At 61.2% G+C, this 17,093-nt stretch carries 14 protein-coding genes; 9 read left to right on the top strand and 5 right to left on the bottom strand.

From position 1 onward, the window contains the following. The first annotated feature begins 317 nt into the window (after positions 1-317). The 3 genes from rfbB to rfbA are packed head-to-tail and all read left to right on the top strand — an operon-like array spanning position 318 to position 3,162. Positions 318-1,388 (top strand): dTDP-glucose 4,6-dehydratase, encoded by a 1,071-nt coding sequence (rfbB, locus tag ACYP2Q_RS23840; RefSeq protein WP_459732736.1) that lies wholly within the window; start codon positions 318-320, stop codon positions 1,386-1,388. Then, positions 1,385-2,281: a dTDP-4-dehydrorhamnose reductase gene (rfbD, locus tag ACYP2Q_RS23835; RefSeq protein WP_459732735.1), complete on the top strand. Its 897-nt coding sequence runs from the start codon at positions 1,385-1,387 to the stop codon at positions 2,279-2,281. The genes rfbB and rfbD overlap by 4 nt, the downstream gene beginning before the upstream one ends. A 2-nt stretch (positions 2,282-2,283) precedes the next feature. Further along, positions 2,284-3,162, top strand: a complete 879-nt coding sequence (gene rfbA, locus ACYP2Q_RS23830; RefSeq protein WP_459732734.1) for a glucose-1-phosphate thymidylyltransferase RfbA — start codon at positions 2,284-2,286, stop codon at positions 3,160-3,162. A gap of 37 nt (positions 3,163-3,199) precedes the next feature. On the opposite strand, the gene ACYP2Q_RS23825 is transcribed toward rfbA, so the two are convergent. The 4 genes from ACYP2Q_RS23825 to ACYP2Q_RS23810 all read right to left on the bottom strand — a co-directional run bounded on the left by ACYP2Q_RS23825 (position 3,200) and on the right by ACYP2Q_RS23810 (position 7,340). Further along, entirely contained in the window at positions 3,200-4,141 is a 942-nt protein-coding gene (locus ACYP2Q_RS23825; RefSeq protein ID WP_274073559.1) for a LysR family transcriptional regulator, read from the bottom strand. A 69-nt stretch (positions 4,142-4,210) separates the two neighbouring features. Continuing rightward, complete coding sequence (locus tag ACYP2Q_RS23820; protein ID WP_459732733.1) at positions 4,211-5,740, bottom strand: tripartite tricarboxylate transporter permease; 1,530 nt, start codon at positions 5,738-5,740, stop codon at positions 4,211-4,213. Further along, on the bottom strand, positions 5,737-6,270 hold the full coding sequence (locus tag ACYP2Q_RS23815; RefSeq protein ID WP_459732732.1) for a tripartite tricarboxylate transporter TctB family protein: 534 nt from the start codon (positions 6,268-6,270) through the stop codon (positions 5,737-5,739). Before ACYP2Q_RS23815 ends, ACYP2Q_RS23820 begins: the two co-directional genes overlap by 4 nt. Before the next feature lie 53 nt (positions 6,271-6,323). Continuing rightward, entirely contained in the window at positions 6,324-7,340 is a 1,017-nt protein-coding gene (locus ACYP2Q_RS23810) for a Bug family tripartite tricarboxylate transporter substrate binding protein (RefSeq protein WP_459732731.1), read from the bottom strand. A 584-nt stretch (positions 7,341-7,924) separates the two neighbouring features. On the opposite strand from ACYP2Q_RS23810, the gene ACYP2Q_RS23805 reads away from it, so the two are divergent. From ACYP2Q_RS23805 to ACYP2Q_RS23785, 5 genes are all read left to right on the top strand, one after another. Then, positions 7,925-8,881: an amidohydrolase family protein gene (locus tag ACYP2Q_RS23805; protein ID WP_459732730.1), complete on the top strand. Its 957-nt coding sequence runs from the start codon at positions 7,925-7,927 to the stop codon at positions 8,879-8,881. Next, positions 8,878-9,882 carry a 4-hydroxythreonine-4-phosphate dehydrogenase PdxA gene (locus ACYP2Q_RS23800; RefSeq protein WP_459732729.1) on the top strand — a complete coding sequence of 335 codons (1,005 nt, stop codon included), beginning with the start codon at positions 8,878-8,880 and terminating at the stop codon, positions 9,880-9,882. The genes ACYP2Q_RS23805 and ACYP2Q_RS23800 overlap by 4 nt, the downstream gene beginning before the upstream one ends. A 321-nt stretch (positions 9,883-10,203) precedes the next feature. Next, positions 10,204-11,379 (top strand): L-rhamnonate dehydratase, encoded by a 1,176-nt coding sequence (locus ACYP2Q_RS23795; protein WP_034150001.1) that lies wholly within the window; start codon positions 10,204-10,206, stop codon positions 11,377-11,379. A 51-nt stretch (positions 11,380-11,430) separates the two neighbouring features. Then, positions 11,431-12,426, top strand: a complete 996-nt coding sequence (gene araD1, locus ACYP2Q_RS23790) for an AraD1 family protein (protein ID WP_459732728.1) — start codon at positions 11,431-11,433, stop codon at positions 12,424-12,426. A 121-nt stretch (positions 12,427-12,547) separates the two neighbouring features. After that, positions 12,548-14,128 carry an aldehyde dehydrogenase (NADP(+)) gene (locus tag ACYP2Q_RS23785; protein ID WP_459732727.1) on the top strand — a complete coding sequence of 527 codons (1,581 nt, stop codon included), beginning with the start codon at positions 12,548-12,550 and terminating at the stop codon, positions 14,126-14,128. Positions 14,129-14,171: 43 nt separating this feature from the next. On the opposite strand, the gene ACYP2Q_RS23780 is transcribed toward ACYP2Q_RS23785, so the two are convergent. Then, a complete protein-coding gene (locus tag ACYP2Q_RS23780) occupies positions 14,172-15,080 on the bottom strand; it encodes a DMT family transporter (protein WP_459732726.1) in 909 nt (302 codons plus the stop codon). Between the two features lie 157 nt (positions 15,081-15,237). On the opposite strand from ACYP2Q_RS23780, the gene aceK reads away from it, so the two are divergent. Continuing rightward, positions 15,238-16,956: a bifunctional isocitrate dehydrogenase kinase/phosphatase gene (aceK, locus tag ACYP2Q_RS23775; protein ID WP_459732725.1), complete on the top strand. Its 1,719-nt coding sequence runs from the start codon at positions 15,238-15,240 to the stop codon at positions 16,954-16,956. Positions 16,957-17,093: the final 137 nt, after the last annotated feature.

Below are 17,093 nucleotides of genomic sequence, written 5' to 3'. Positions count from 1 at the left end.
AAGGCCGGGGCCGGGAAAAACGATCGCCACCAGGCGATCTTTTTTTTTATTTTTGGGAGCTTTGCTATATTACGAATGTCGCCCCTGAATGCCGTCTGGGCGTGAGGGAGCATATATAGAGCCGGCCACAGAGCTGGCGTACGCTGAATGGTCAAAACCTTTTCCAACCCTAGCGACAGCAGAATTCCCTTGGCAGTGATGCCATCGGGTTTTAACCGGGCTGCGCGGGTTTCAAGCATGCCGGTTTGAATGGGCAATCCGTCTTTGAGAACCTGGGGTCCGATCCTCGCAACCTTACTGAAAAAAGGTCTGAATCAATGACCATCCTGGTAACTGGCGGTGCAGGCTTCATTGGGGCAAATTTCGTATTGGATTGGCTGGCGCACTCCGATGAAACCGTAGTCAATCTGGACAAACTGACCTATGCCGGCAACCTGGACAACCTCCGCACCCTGACGGGCAATACGCGGCATGTTTTCGTGCAGGGCGATATCGGTGACAGTGACCTGGTCGAGCGCTTGCTCGAAGAGCATCAGCCCCGTGCCATTCTCAATTTTGCCGCCGAGTCCCATGTCGATCGCTCCATCCACGGGCCGCAAGCCTTCATCGACACTAACATCGTCGGCACTTTCCGTTTGCTCGAAGCCGTGCGCGCCTACGTCAAGGGGCTGGCGCCCGACTCGCTGCAGGCCTTTCGCTTCCTGCATGTTTCCACCGACGAAGTCTATGGTTCGCTGGCCAAGGAAGAGGCGGCGTTCAACGAAAGCCACGCGTACGAACCCAATAGCCCTTACTCGGCCAGCAAAGCCGCGAGCGACCACCTGGTGCGTGCCTACCATCACACCTACGGCCTGCCAGTTCTGATCACCAACTGCTCGAACAACTACGGGCCGTATCACTTCCCGGAAAAGCTCATTCCGCTGATGATCGTCAACGCGCTGGCCGGCCATGCATTGCCGGTCTATGGCGATGGCCAGCAGATTCGCGACTGGTTGTATGTCAAGGACCACTGCAGCGCCATACGCCGTGTGCTGGAGGCCGGCCGTGTGGGTGAGGTCTACAACGTCGGTGGCTGGAACGAAAAAACCAATCTCGAGATCGTGCACACCGTCTGCGCGTTGCTCGATGAGCTGCGTCCGCGTGCCGACGGCCAGCCCTATCATGCCCAGATCAGCTACGTGACCGACCGGCCCGGACACGATCGACGTTATGCCATTGATGCCCGAAAACTCGAACGTGAACTGGGCTGGAAACCGGCGGAAACCTTCGAGACCGGCATTCGCAAAACCGTGCAGTGGTACCTGGAAAACCAGGATTGGGTGCGCAATATCCAGTCCGGCGCCTATCGCGAGTGGGTCGAGAAAAATTATGCGGGGCGCAGCGCATGAAACTGCTATTGCTCGGCATGAATGGCCAGGTGGGCTGGGAGCTGCAACGCAGTCTTGCTCCCCTTGGCGAGTTGTTGGCGCTGAGCTCGGCAAGCCAGGACCACTGCGGCGATCTGACGGATTTGCCAGGCCTGGCCGCCACCGTGCAGCGCTTCGCGCCTGACGTTATCGTTAACGCAGCGGCCTACACCGCGGTCGACAAGGCCGAAAGCGAATCGCAGCTCGCGCATCGGGTGAACGCCGATGCACCAGCGGTACTGGCTCGCGAGGCGTTACGGCTCAAGGCCCTGCTGGTGCATTACTCCACCGATTATGTGTTCGCAGGGCTTGGCGATACACCCTGGCAGGAAGACGATCCGGTCGCGCCATTGAGTGTCTATGGGGCCAGTAAGCTGGCCGGCGAGCAGGCGATTACCGACAGCGGCTGTGCGCATCTGATCTTGCGGACCAGCTGGGTGTATTCCGCCCGGGGTAACAACTTTGCCAAGACCATGCTGCGCCTGGCCCGGGAACGTGAAAGCCTGTCCGTGATCGACGATCAGTTCGGTGCACCAACCGGTGCCGAGTTGCTGGCGGATGTGACCGCCCATGCCATTCGTAGCCTGATGGTCGACCCGCAATTGGGTGGGATCTACCATCTGGCGGCCGCTGGCGAAACCACCTGGTGTCGCTATGCTCGTTTTGTACTCGAACACGCCGAGCGGGCGGGCATGAGCCTCAAGGTTAGCCCGGCAAGGGTGAGCGCAATCGGCACCGAGGCCTACCCGACGCCGGCACGACGCCCATGCAATTCCCGACTCGATACTCAAAAACTGCAAAAAGCCTTTGCGCTGAGCTTGCCTGACTGGAAAGTCGGCGTGACACGGATGCTCGCAGAAATACTGGAGAAATGACCATGCTCAATCGTAAAGGCATCATCCTTGCCGGCGGCTCCGGTACTCGACTGCATCCGGCGACATTGTCCATTTCCAAGCAGCTGCTGCCGGTTTACGACAAGCCGATGATCTACTACCCACTGAGCACCCTGATGCTGGCGGGTATCCGCGACATCCTGATCATCTCCACGCCACAGGACACTCCGCGTTTCGAACAGCTCCTGGGGGATGGCGCCCGTTGGGGCCTGAACATTTCCTATGCGGTGCAGCCTTCGCCCGATGGCCTGGCGCAGGCGTTCATCATCGGCGAAGACTTTATCGGCAACGACCCCAGCGCCCTGGTCCTGGGTGACAACATCTATCATGGCCACGACTTCATCAATATTCTGCAAAGTGCCATGGCGCGTCAGGCGGGGGCAAGTGTCTTTGCCTATCACGTCAATGACCCGGAGCGTTACGGCGTGGTCGAGTTCGACGGCCAGGGCAAGGCGATCAGTCTCGAAGAAAAGCCACTCAAACCCAAGTCGAACTTTGCGGTCACCGGTCTGTATTTCTATGACCAGGACGTGGTCGAGATGGCCAAGAGCATCAAGCCATCGGCGCGGGGTGAGCTGGAGATTACCGATCTCAACAGTCTCTACCTGGAACAGGGCAACCTGTCGGTGGAAATCATGGGCCGCGGTTACGCCTGGCTGGATACCGGGACCCACGACTCATTGCTCGATGCCAGTCAGTTCATTGCCACGCTCGAGCGTCGCCAGGGCCTTAAAGTCGCCTGTCCTGAAGAAATTGCCTTCCGGCAGAAATGGATCGATGCCGATCAGCTGCAGAAACTGGCGGCGCCATTGGCAAAAAATGGTTATGGCCAATACCTCAACCGTCTTTTGCAAGAGGGTTGATGCCTGTCCAGGCCTGGAGCATGGCGCCAGGCCTGCTTCATTTGCTCAGCGCATGCTCGGCTCGCACCGAGTTCATGAATGCCTGCATCGCCGAGGATTGGATGCGATGGCGGCGGGTGATCAGCCCGTAGGGTGGCAGTCGTGCTTCGAACTTGATTGGCAACACCGCCAGCAGGTCACGGCCGGGATAATCCTCGACCACCGACACCGGTGTGACACCGAGCATGTCGGTCTGCTGGATCAACGAGAGCAGGGTCATGATCGAGGTGGTTTCGACGATGCTGCTGGGAATGTCGACCCGCGCATTGTGAAACACCTGATTGATGATCGCGCGCATCGGGCTTGGCTGCTGTTGCAGCACCCAGGTCATGTTCTGCAACTCTGCCCAACCCAGTTGCTTTTCCTGCGCCAGCGGATTTTGCGCTCCGGCGATCACGCACAGCGCTTCTTCGCCAAGGCTGTCGAACAGCAGTTCTTCGGCCCGTGCTCCAGGCGGAATTCGACCCAGGACGATGTCCAGTTGATCCTGCAAAAGGGCCTGCACCAGCACGTCGCTGGTGTCGACCTGGATGCTCATGGACAAGCGTGGATGGCTTTGTTTCAAGGTCGCGATGGTGCGGGTCAACAGCCCCGAAGCCAGCGCCGGAATCGCGCCAACGGCGACCCGCCCCAGGTTGCCCGACTGCAGCGCCACCAGTTCTTCGCGCATGCCGCTGAGTTCGGCGAAGACCATACGCGCGTAGTAGATGACGGTTTCCCCGAACGGGGTCGAGCGCATGCCGCGAGGCAGACGTTCGAACAGCTCGACGCCGAGCAGGTCCTCGGCCTCGTGCAGCATCTTGGTCGCTGCCGGTTGAGTCATGCCGATGTGGTCGGCGGCGCGGCGCAACGAGCCGAATTCCTCCAGTGCCAGCATCAACCGCAGTTGGCGAAGACGCAGTCGACTGTGGATTACATTGGCATCAGGAATTCGGGACATGGGCCGTACTCGCAATAAAGACTGCGGCAAGCCTGACAACAAATGTCAGGCGTTGCCAGCATTGCCGTGTCACAGCACCGATTTTGGCTTCGCGACCTGAGGTTTGCGCAGGCCCATCAGGGTTGCCAAGGCCTTGGAAATCAACGGCCAGAACAGCATCAGCAGCGCCGCCGTGGTCAGGCTTCCCACCAGTGGGTTGGACCAGAAGATCCCCAGGTGCCCGTCAGAGAACAGCATCGACTGACGGAACGCATCCTCGGCCTTGTCGCCCAGCACCGCCGCCAGTACCAGTGGCGCGATCGGGTAGCCGAGTTTCTTGAACAGATAACCCAACGCGCCGAAACCGAGCATCAGCACCACGTCGAAGAACGAGTTGTGCACCGAGTAGGCACCGATTGCACAGACCATGATGATGATCGGCGCGATGATCGAGAACGGAATGCGCAGGATCGAGGCGAACAGCGGCACGGTGGCCAACACAACGATCAAGCTCACCACGTTGCCCAGGTACATGCTGGCGATCAGGCCCCAGACGAAGTCATGCTGCTCGACGAACAGCGTTGGCCCCGGGTGCAGGCCCCAGATCATCAATCCACCGAGCATCACTGCTGCGGTCGCCGAGCCGGGAATACCCAACGTCAGCATCGGCAGCAAGGCGCTGGTGCCGGCCGCGTGGTCGGCGGTTTCCGGGGCGATCACGCCTTCGAGTTCACCTTTGCCAAAGTTGTCGCGGTTCTTCGAAAAGCGCCGCGCCAGGCTGTAGCTCATGAACGATGCGGCGGTCGGTCCGCCCGGTGTAATACCCATCCAGCAGCCGACCAGAGTGCTGCGAACGATGGTCCACCAGTAGCGCGGTAACTTGGCCCAGGTGCGCAGGATCACCATCGGTGTAATGCGCGCGTGTTCGCCACGGAACACCAGGCCTTCCTCCACGGTGCAGAGGATTTCGCCAATGCCGAACAGGCCGATCACCGCCACTTCGAAACTGATGCCGGTCATCAGGATCGGCTGGTCGAAGGTCAGGCGCAGGTTGCCGGAAACGGTGTCCATGCCGACCGCCGCCATGGCGAAACCGATCATCATCGCCACCACGGTTTTCAGCGGCGGGTTCTTGCTCATGCCGATGAAGGTGCAGAACGCCAACAGGTACACCGCGAAGAACTCCGGCGAACTGAACGACATGGCGAAGGCGGCAATTTTTGTCGAGAGGAAGGTCAGCAACAACACCCCGGCCAGTGCTCCTAGCAACGCCGAACTGAACGCGGCGGTCAAGGCTTCGGCGGCACGACCTTCGCGGGCCATCGGGTAGCCGTCGAACGTCGTCGCCACCGATGAGGGCTCACCGGGGATGTTGAACAGGATCGAGGTGATCGAGCCGCCAAACAGCGCGCCCCAGTACATGCACGACAGCAGGATGATCGCCGACACCGGCGACATGGTGAAGGTCAGCGGCAGCAACAGTGCCACGCCATTGGGGGCGCCGAGGCCGGGCAACACGCCGACCAGGATGCCCAGCAGCACGCCGATCACCATCAGGCCGACGTGGCCCGGGGTCAGGATCAGGTTCATGCCTTGCAGCAGGGAATCGAATTCGCTCATTTGAAGTGTCTCCCGGCCAGGGCTATCCAGTCGCCCATCGGGCCGGCATCCAGCGGGACCTTGAACCACAGCGCGAAGATCAGGTAGCTGGCAAGTACCGCGCCGAGGGATACCGTGCCGATCATCAATTTGCCGTACGGTTTTGCACGGACCTTGTCACGCCACATGAACCAGGCGATGAAGCACGCCGAGGCGACGTAGATGCCGGTCAGTGGCATGGCCGCGACGAACAGCGCAATCGGGATGAACACCGACAGTACTTGCCGAAACGCACTGCGACTGACGAATGCAACGCTCAGCGCTTGCCAGCGCACCAGGGTCAATACGCCGTTGGCCACGCTCGCGGCGCTCAACATCAGGCCGATGTAGAAGGGGAAGTAACCCGGCTCGGGGCCGGCATCGCCCCAGCCGATACCCTGTTCGACACTGCCGAACATCACCACCACGCCGATCAGCGCGGTGAAGACGGTCAGGCCGAGTTCGACCCAACGGGTGCCGACCAGCGCGGGTGAATCCGAAGAATGGGACATGAAGACACCTCCAGCAGATGACGGCCGCCCGCAGGCGAGCGGCCGTGACAACTTCAGTTTTTCAACCAGCCGGCTTCCTTGAAGACCGGGGTGACGCGGGCGGTGTCTTTTTCGATGTAGGCGGTCAGCGGCTCGCCCTCGAGGAAGGTTGGCACCAGCGCGTTCTGCTTGACGTAGGCCTTGAACTCCGGCGTTTCAGTGACCTTGCGCATCAGCTCGACATAAAACGCGCGTTGCTCGGCGGAAATGTCGCCGGGCATGAACACGGTGCGCGGGAAGCGGTATTGATCGATGCCCAGGCCTTGTTCGTGGCAGGTCGGTACATCGGCCCAGGATTTGTCGCCGGCGACTTTTTCGGTGTAGGCCATGCGCTCTTTACTGAACACGCAGAGCGGTTCGACCTGATCGCCACGCCATTGGCTGATGCTTTCGCTGGGGTTGTTGACGTTGGCGGCGATGTGTTTGCCGGCCAGCTGGGTCGCGGCTTCGCTGCCGCTCTTGAACGGGATGTACACCAGTTTGCTGTTGGTGGTCTGGTTGAGCAGCAGGGTCAGGGTCTGGTCGACATCCTTGGACTGGCTGCCACCCATGCGCAGGTTCGACGGGTCGGCCTTGACCGCTTCGTAGAAGCTTTTCGCATCCTTCCACGGTGCGCCCTTGTAGCTCCAGAGAATGAAGTCATCCTCGGCCACGGCGGCAATCGGCGTCAGTTCCTGCCATTGGTAGCCGAGCTTGGACACCAGCGGCAACAGGTAGATGTTGTTGGTGCCGATCACCAGTTTCTCGGCATCGCCCTTGTTCATTTTCATGTCGAGAAAAGCTTCGGCGCCGTTGCCGCCGCCCTTGTTCAGGACGATGGTATTAACGTCGAGCAGTTTGTGCGTGGTGATGATCGACTGGATCAGGCGACCGAGTTGGTCAGTACCGCCACCGGGGCCACCGGCGACGACGATTTCGACGTTCTTGTCCGGTTGCCAGGCGGCCTGGGCGAGAGCGGGAAGGGCGCCGGCGGCGATCAGGGTGCAGCCAAGAAACAGACGGGAAGTGCGACGGACGAATGCATTTCGCATGGGAGGGCCTCGTTTCTGTGTTTTTGTAATTGTTATGAGCGACTTGTTTGAGCGGTAAAGCCGCAAGCCTGGAGTGAGTGTGGGAAGCGGCAGCCCCCGCGTCTAGTCAAAACAATACATACACCGATAGCCTGGGGTTATAGCTAGTCAAACGAAGCAGGACTTCTGTAGGAGCAAGCTTGCTCGCGATGGACTCACGAGCGCTGCGCTAATTCAGGAAACACGCGTTTTCGTTGACGATCATCGCGAGCAAGCTCGCTCCTACAGAAAAGAAAGGTCCAACATTGAAAGATCGTTGAAAGCACGGCGTGCCATAACCCGAAGCTATCACCTGATTTCAAGTTTTGATTAGACGGTTATCACCGGGCCTTCGATAGTGCTCATCAACACCGTGAAAAACGCGGCACAGGTTAATGTCTGCAACTGTACAACAATAAAAATTGAGGGACGCACAATGGCTCGTCACCAGTGCGGTGTGATTATGCAAATGAGCAGTGGTTTTGCCCCGGTGCCGGGATTCTTCGCGGTGTGCTCGGCGGTGTTTGTGCTGGCAACGTTGTTCATCAGTCTCGACGAGGTGCGCCATGGCTGAACGGTGGAACGGTCCGATCATCGATGCCCATCATCATTTCTGGGACCCAACGATCAACGACCATCCGTGGCTGGCGCCGGAGGCGAACATCCCGTTTCGTTATGGCGATTACTCCGCGATCAAGCGCCGTTACCTGCCCGACGATTATTTCGCCGATGCCGGCGACCATCGAGTCGTGCAAACGGTATATGTCGAGACCGAATGGAACCCGCAGGACCCGATTGGCGAAACCCGTTTCGTCGAGCAACTGGCCGCCCGCTACGGCGTGCCGAATGCGATCGTCGCGCAGGCCTGGCTCGACCACCCGGACGCCATTGCCGTGCTGCGCGAGCAGGCCAGCCACAAGTGCGTGCGCAGTGTGCGGCACAAGCCTGGCGGGCCGACGTCCCCCGCACAGTTCGGCCGGGTACGCAGCCTGATGAGCGACGAGCGCTGGCGGCGCGGTTATGCCGCGCTGGAGGGATTGGGCCTGCACTTCGATCTGCAAACCCCCTGGTGGAACCTGCCCGAGGCCGAGCGGCTGGCCCGGGACTTCCCCGGCATCACCCTGATTCTCAACCACGCCGGTTTGCCCAATGACCGCAGCGCCGAAGGCCTGGCCGGTTGGCGCGCGGCGATGGCGCGGCTGGCGCAGTGGCCCAACGTGCAGGTCAAGATTTCCGGCCTGGGCCAGGCGGGCCGGGCTTGGCGCGCCATCGACAACGCCTGGATCGTGCGCGAAATCATCGCCATGTTCGGCACCAAGCGGGCGATGTTCGCCAGCAACTTCCCGGTGGACAGCCTGTGTGGCTCGTTCGACGCCATCTACAGCGGTTTCAAATCCATCGTCGCCGATCTGCCACTGGCCGATCAGGAGCGACTGTTCTACAGCAACGCGCAGCGCATCTACCGCTGCGAACCTTGCGCCATTGACCGGGCGCGGCCTGAATCCTTGAGGAGTGAAGCATGAACAAGACAACCATCGCGATGGTCCTGGGCGACCCGGCGGGCATCGGTCCGGAACTGATCGCACGCTTGCTCGGCGAGCCCGACGTGCGCAGTCAGGCCAATGTAATCCTGATTGCCGACGAAGCGGAAATGCGGCGCGGCATGCGCATCGCCGGGGTGGAGTTTCCCTATCGCCGGGTGGAGTCGCTGGAGCAGCTGTCATTCGTGGACGACACGCCGCTGTTCTACGATTTTCGCGGCGACACTGTCGGCGAATTTCCCCGTAGCGAGTCCAGTGTCATTGGCGGTCGCTACAGCCTCGACACCCTGGAAGTCGCCCTGCGCCTGACCGAGGCCGGGACCACCGATGCGATATTGTTCGGGCCGTTGAACAAGACTTCGCTGCACATGGCCGGCATGGCCCACAACGATGAGTTGCACTGGTTCGCCGAGCTGCTGGATTTCCACGGGCCGTTCTGCGAGTTCAACGTGCTCGACAATCTCTGGACTTCACGCGTGACCTCCCACGTGGCATTGGCTGAAGTCCCGGGCATGCTCAGCCAGGCGCGGGTGGTGGAAGCGATTCAACTGATCGACACCGCGCTCAAACGCAACGGCCTGGAAAAACCGCGTATCGGCGTCTGCGGTCTGAACCCGCACAACGGCGACAACGGCTCGTTCGGCCGCGAAGAACTGGACATCATCGGCCCGGCCGTGCGCAAGGCTCAGGAACTGGGGATAGCGGCAGAAGGGCCGTATCCGGGGGACACGATTTTCCTCAAGGTCCAGGGCGACGCCAGCGCCTTCGACGCGGTGGTGACGATGTACCACGACCAGGGGCAGATCGCGATCAAGTTGATGGGCTTCTCCCGCGGCGTCACGGTGCAGGGTGGGCTGCCCATTCCGATCACCACGCCGGCCCACGGCACCGCGTTCGATATCGCGGGGCAGGGCAAGGCCAACGTCGGCGCGACTCGCCAGGCGTTCGAGATTGCTTGCCGGATGGGTGGCAACAGCTACTGATTTTCAAAAAAACGCAACTCCCCTGTAGGAGCTGGCTTGCCAGCGATGACGCCCTAACAGTCACTTCAAAGGTGCCTGTCAGGCCGTCATCGCTGGCAAGCCAGCTCCTACAGTTTTTTGTATTGCCCCGATAACTCGATCTACAGGATTACTGCGTTTTCCTATCACCCCAGGTTATCGCCGGATACGCATAAGTGATTATCCGCCGCCCCCGGGCGCTGGCTACAGTCGCTCCATCGAATGCGCGCAACCGCTACCCGAGCGGCTCCACGCAGCGACTCAACAACTACAAGAAGCCGGCAGCGCAAGGAAAACGTATTCATGAAAATCAAAGCGATCCGTACCCGCGTATTCGAGTGGAAAGGCAAAGTCGTCCCACCTCAAGCGCACTTCTGCACCAACGCCAGCGACATCCTCTTCGAGCGCGGCGACGCCATGGGCTCGTTCCGTTTCCACGGCTGGCTGGTGGTGGAAGTCGAGACCGACACCGGTCTTGTCGGTATCGGCAACTGCGCCCTGGCGCCGCGTGTGGCCAAGGAAATCATCGACACCTACCTGGCGCCCATCGCGATTGGCGAAGACCCGTTCGACAACGAATACATCTGGCAGAAAATGTACCGCCAGAGCCACGCCTGGGGCCGCAAAGGCATCGGCATGGCGGCCATCTCGGCGATCGACATCGCCATCTGGGACATCATGGGCAAGGCAGTGAACAAGCCGGTGTTCAAACTGCTCGGTGGCCGCACCAAGGAAAAGATCTGGACCTATGCCTCCAAGCTCTACGCCAACGACAACCTCGACCTGTTCCTCGAAGAAGCCCAGGGCTATCTGAACCAGGGCTTCACCGCGCTGAAAATGCGCTTCGGCTACGGCCCGAAAGACGGCCCGGCGGGCATGCGCAAGAACATCGAACAAGTGCGCGCCCTGCGTAACCTGGCCGGCCCCGACGTCGACATCATGCTCGAATGCTACATGGGCTGGACCCTGGAATATGCCCGCCGCATGCTGCCGAAACTGGCCGAGTTCGAGCCGCGCTGGCTGGAAGAACCGGTGATCGCCGACGACATCGAGGGCTACATCGAGCTGAAGAAAATGGGCATCATGCCGATCTCCGGTGGCGAGCACGAGTTCACTTCCTACGGCTTCAAGGACCTGCTGGAACGCCGCGCCATCGACGTGATCCAGTACGACACCAACCGCGTCGGCGGCATCACCGCCGCACGCAAGATCAACGCCATGGCCGAAGCCTGGTCGGTGCCGGTGATCCCCCACGCCGGGCAGATGCACAACTACCACCTGACCATGTCCACCACGGCGTCGCCAATGGCCGAGTTCTTCCCGGTGTTCGACGTCGAAGTCGGCAACGAACTCTTCTACTACGTGTTCAAGGGCGAACCGCAACCGGTCAACGGCTACATCCAGCTCGACGACAACAAGCCGGGCCTGGGCCTGGAAATCTCCGATGAGTACCTGAGCGACTTCAACATCATCGAGTGACCTTGAGGCGCCGTCATCCGGCGGCGTCGTCCATGACTTTGCGGAGGCGACATGCGCCTGATTCAATTTGAAAACACTGCCGGCGAACGCCAGGTCGGGCTGGTCGACGGGGCACAGGTCCAGGTGCTCAAGGGCACGCGCAGCACCCGTGAATTGGCACTCGCGGCGATCCGCGGCAATCGCAGCCTGCAGGAAGAAGTCGCCCTGCGCGGCACCGAGCCGGGCCCGGACTACGCCCAGCTGTTGCAGCAGCGCCAGGTCCTGCCACCGCTGGATCATGAAGACCCGGCCCATTGCCTGATCAGCGGTACCGGCCTGACCCACCTGGGCAGCGCCTCGGCGCGGGACAAAATGCACCAGCAGGAAGGCGCCGACGAAACCGCCATGACCGACACCATGCGCATTTTCAAATGGGGCCTGGAGGGCGGCAAGCCCGCGGCCGGGCAGGTCGGTGCGCAACCGGAATGGTTCTACAAGGGCGACGGCAGCATCGTCGTGCGGCCCGGTGCGGACTTCCCGGTGCCGCCCTTTGCCGAAGACGCTGGCGAAGAACCCGAGCTGACCGGGCTCTATGTGATCGGCGACGACGGCCAGCCGTATCGCGTCGGTTATGCCCTGGGCAACGAGTTCTCCGACCATGTGATGGAACGGCGCAACTACCTGTACCTCGCCCATTCGAAACTGCGTTGCTGCTCCTATGGACCGGAGCTGCGCGTCGGCGAATTGCCCAAACACCTGGTGGGCACCAGCCGCATCAAGCGCGATGGCAAGACGATCTGGGAAAAGGAGTTTCTCAGCGGCGAAGACAACATGTGCCACAGCCTGGCCAACCTCGAATTCCACCACTTCAAGTACGCGCAGTTCCTGCGTCCCGGTGATGTGCATGTGCACTACTTCGGCACCGCCACGTTGTCGTTTGCCGATGGCATCAAGACCCAGCCGGGGGACCGCTTCCAGATCAGTCTCGATGAGTTTGGTGCGCCGCTGGTGAACGGTATTGGTGAAAGTGCCCAGCCGTTGGCTATCGGTCAGGTGCGTGCGCTTTGACCCTTGTAGGAGCCGGCTTGCCGGCGAAGGCGATCGAACAATCAACATCAACGTCGCGCACGAAATCGCTTTCGCCGGCAAGCCGGCTCCTACAGGTCTGCAATCGATCAAGGAAACTTCAATGACCACGATACTCGGACACAACTACATCGGCGGCCGCCGCAGCGCCAACGGCAATTTGTGCCTGCAAAGCCTCGACGCGACCACCGGCGAGCCACTGCCCGGCACCTTCTTCCAGGCGTCCGAAGCCGAGGTGGATGCAGCCGCCAAAGCCGCCGCCGCGGCTTACCCGATCTACCGCAACCTCAGCGCGAAAAAACGCGCGATCTTCCTCGATGCCATCGCCGATGAAATCGATGCGCTGGGCGATGACTTCGTCGCCACCGTGTGCCGCGAAACCGCGTTGCCGGCCGGGCGTATCCAGGGAGAGCGCGGTCGCACCAGCGGCCAGTTGCGCTTGTTCGCCAAGGTCTTGCGTCGCGGTGATTTCTACGGCGCGCGCATCGATCGGGCGTTACCGGATCGCCAGCCATTGCCACGTCCGGATCTGCGTCAGTACCGCATCGCCCTGGGGCCGGTGGCGGTGTTCGGCGCCAGCAATTTTCCGTTGGCGTTTTCCACTGCCGGTGGCGATACCGCCTCGGCCCTGGCCGCCGGATGCCCGGTGGTGTTCAAGGCTCACAGCGGGCACATGGCAACCGCCGAGTGGGTGGCGGACGCGATCATCCGCGCCGCCGAGCGCACGGAAATGCCCGCCGGGGTGTTCAACATGATCTACGGCGGTGGCGTCGGTGAGTGGCTGGTCAAGCACCCGGCGATCCAGGCCGTGGGTTTCACCGGTTCGCTCAAGGGCGGCAATGCCCTGAGCCACATGGCCGCAACCCGGCCACAGCCGATCCCGGTGTTCGCCGAGATGTCGAGCATCAACCCGGTGTTCCTGCTGCCCGAGGCGCTGGCCGAGCGCGGTGAACAGATCGCGGCGCAGCTTGCCGGTTCAGTGACCTTGGGATGTGGGCAGTTCTGTACCAACCCTGGCCTGGTCATCGGCCTGCGTTCGCCGCAGTTCAGCACCTTTCTCGAAACCTTTTGCGCGAGCATGAACCAGCAACCGGCGCAGACCATGCTCAATGCCGGTGCACTGGCCAGCTACAGCCGAGGCCTGGGCGAGCTGCACGAACATCCAGGGCTGAGCCATCTGGCGGGCAAGCCGCAACAGGGCAATCAGGCGCAGCCGCAAGTGTTCAAGGCTGATGTCAGCCTGTTGCTCAAGGGTGATGAACTGCTGCAGGAAGAGGTGTTCGGGCCGACCACCATCGTCGTCGAAGTCGAAAGCCGTGCGCAGTTGGCGGAGGCGCTGCAGGGGTTGCGCGGGCAATTGACCGCGACCTTGATTGGCGAGGCGGATGAGCTGCTGGAATACCGCTGGCTTGCGGAGATGTTGCAGGAAAAGGTCGGGCGGATTCTGCTCAACGGTTATCCGACCGGCGTCGAGGTATGCGAGGCGATGGTGCATGGCGGGCCGTATCCGGCGACGTCGGATTCGCGCGGGACATCGGTGGGAACCTTGGCGATCGATCGATTCCTGCGGCCGGTGTGTTTCCAGAATTACCCGGATGCGTTGTTGCCCGAGGCGTTGCAGAACGCTAATCCGCTGGGGATTCGGCGGTTGGTGGATGGGGAGGTGAGTCAGTCGGCCCTGTAGGAGCTGGCTTGCCAGGGATGAGGCCCTCACCGGCACCACAAATCTATTTGCCGGTGACCTCAGCCACCCTCACTACCGCCGGCTTCAACACCAACCACAACGCCGCCCCGATCAATACCCCGCCATACACATGCGCCATGGACAACGGCTCACCCAGCAACAACGCCCCCCACAACACCCCGAACGGCGGGATCAAAAAGGTCGTGGTCATCGACCTTACCGGCCCGACCGAGCTGAGCAAACGGAAGTAAACGATGTACGCCAGCGCAGTACACACCAGCCCCAATCCCAGCAATGACAACCAGACATCCCAGCCGCCCCAGCTCGCTGGCGGTTGGCTGATCACGCTGTAGCCGAACAGCGGCAACAGGAACAGCGTCGCCCCAAGCATGCTGCCCAGCGCAGACAATCGGCTGTCGAGGCCGCCGGCCTGATCCAGCCAGCGGCGGGCAAGAAAACCGGCAAAGCCATAACAGGTGGTGGCGAGCAGGCAGGCGAGGGCGCCCATCAGCAATTGCATATCGAACGCCACAGGTCCCGCGCGCGTCAGCACGCCAACGCCGAACAGGCCGAGGAAAACTCCGCCGAGCTTGGCGGCGGTGAGCCGTTCATGGAAGAACAAGCCGCCGATCAATACGCCCATCAGCGGGGTGGTGGCGTTGAAAATGGCCGAGTACCCGGCTGGCAGCACCTGGGCGGCCACGGAATACAGGGTGGCCGGAATCCCCGAGTTGATCACCCCGAGCAGCATCACGGTCTTGAGTTTGCCTTTGAAATCCCAGCTGATGCGCATCAGCCCGAGGATCAGCAACAGGCCGGTCGCGGCAATCGACACGCGGAAAAACGCCGTGGGGATCGTGCCAATCACCGGGGCGATGATGCGCATGAACAGAAAGCTCGCACCCCAGATGGCCGCCAGTGACAGTAAACGGACAATATCGACGGGGTTCACGCTGCTCTCCTTCCTTTATGGGGACGAGAGTGTTGCCGAGCGGCCGATCGATGGCAACCGAAAAACCGGCAAATAACCCGGGCGCAAAATTACACTTCTCCTGCACCCGCTTCACTGGCTAAGCTCAGGGCTCACGAATTCCCGCAGAGGTCTCACCATGCCGCAGCAATGGCCAGCCGCCGATATCGCCCGAATGATCCTCGATGGCTTTGACGATTACCGCGAGCATTTCCGTCAGATCACCGACGGCGCGCGGGCCCGCTTCGAGCAGGCCCAGTGGCAGGAGACGCAGGTCGCGTCCGCTGCGCGGATCAATCTCTACGAAGAAAAAGTCAGCGAAACCGTGGAACGGCTGCGCATCGCGTTCGACAGTGACACGCTGGACGTCAGTTGCTGGCCGCTGGTCAAGAGTGCCTACATCACCCTGATCGACCTGCGTTTCGACGATGAATTGTCCGAGACCTGGTACAACTCGATTTTCTGCGGGCTGTTCAGCCATGACCTGATCAGCGACGGCTGCATGTTCATCCACACCACGCGGCCGAGCCTGCGCCGGGCCCGCGCCGCGCAAACCCGCACCTACAAACCCCAGGGCCAGCTGGCGGGCATGCTGGCGAGCATCTTTGCCGATTATCGGTTCAGCGAGGAATACGCCGACCTGCCCGGCGACCTGCGCCGCCTCGAAGCGCAACTGCGCGAGAATCTGCCGGACTGGGTGTGCAAGGACCCCGAGCTCGGCGTCGAACTGTTTTCCTCGGTGCTCTACCGCAACAAAGGCGCTTATCTCGTGGGGCGCATCTACACCGCCGATGAGCAATGGCCGCTGGCGATCCCGCTGCTGCACCTGGAGGGGCGCGGCATCCAGATCGACGCGCTGATCACCGACGAAGCGGACGTGTCGATCATCTTCTCGTTCACCCGTTCATATTTCATGGTCGATGTGCCGGTGCCAGCGGAGTTCATCGGCTTCCTCAAGCGCATCCTGCCGGGCAAGCACATCGCCGAGCTGTACACCTCGATCGGTTTCTACAAGCATGGCAAGTCAGAGTTCTACCGGGCGTTGATCAACCACCTGGCCAACACCGACGACCAGTTCATCATGGCCCCCGGCGTGCGCGGCATGGTCATGAGCGTGTTCACCCTGCCGGGTTTCAACACCGTGTTCAAAATCATCAAGGACCGCTTCTCGCCGTCGAAAAACGTCGACCGCGCCACAGTCATCGAGAAATACCGACTGGTGAAGAGCGTCGACCGCGTCGGGCGCATGGCCGACACCCAGGAGTTCGCCGACTTCCGCTTCCCGCTGAGCAAGTTCGACCCGGCGTGCCTGGAAGAACTGCTGGACGTCGCGCCGTCCACGGTGTCGGTGGAAGGTGACACGGTGCTGATCCGGCACTGCTGGACCGAACGGCGCATGACGCCGTTGAACCTGTACCTGGAAAACGCCAACGACGCGCAAGTACGCGAGGCCCTGGAGGATTACGGCCTGGCGATCAAGCAGCTGGCGGCGGCGAACATCTTTCCCGGTGACATGCTGCTGAAGAATTTCGGCGTTACCCGTCACGGTCGCGTGGTGTTCTACGACTACGACGAGATCTGCTTCCTGACCGAGGCTAATTTCCGCCACATCCCGCAACCGCGTACGCCGGAAGATGAGATGGCGTCCGAGCCTTGGTACTCGATCGGGCCGCTGGATGTGTTCCCCGAGGAGTTTCCGCCGTTCCTGTTTGCCGATTTCGGCCAGCGCAAATTGTTCGATCAACTGCATGGCGAGTTGTACAACGCCGATTACTGGAAGAGCCTGCAGGACGCCATTCGCGCCGGCAAAGTGATCGATGTGTTTCCGTATCGGCGCAAGGGCCTGGATAACGAATAGTCCTCCATCCGACACGAACCCCTGTAGGAGCCGGCTTGCCGGCGAAGGCAGTCTTGAGCCTTGCATCGTCAGTGCAGACGCCTTCGCCGGCAAGCCGGCTCCTACAAGGGATCTCGTTCGCCCTTCAAATCTGCGAC

The sequence above is a fragment of the Pseudomonas sp. MHK4 genome, from assembly GCF_054600775.1.
The sequence above is the reverse complement of the archived record's forward strand: the minus strand, read 5'-3'. Positions and strand labels throughout refer to the sequence as shown.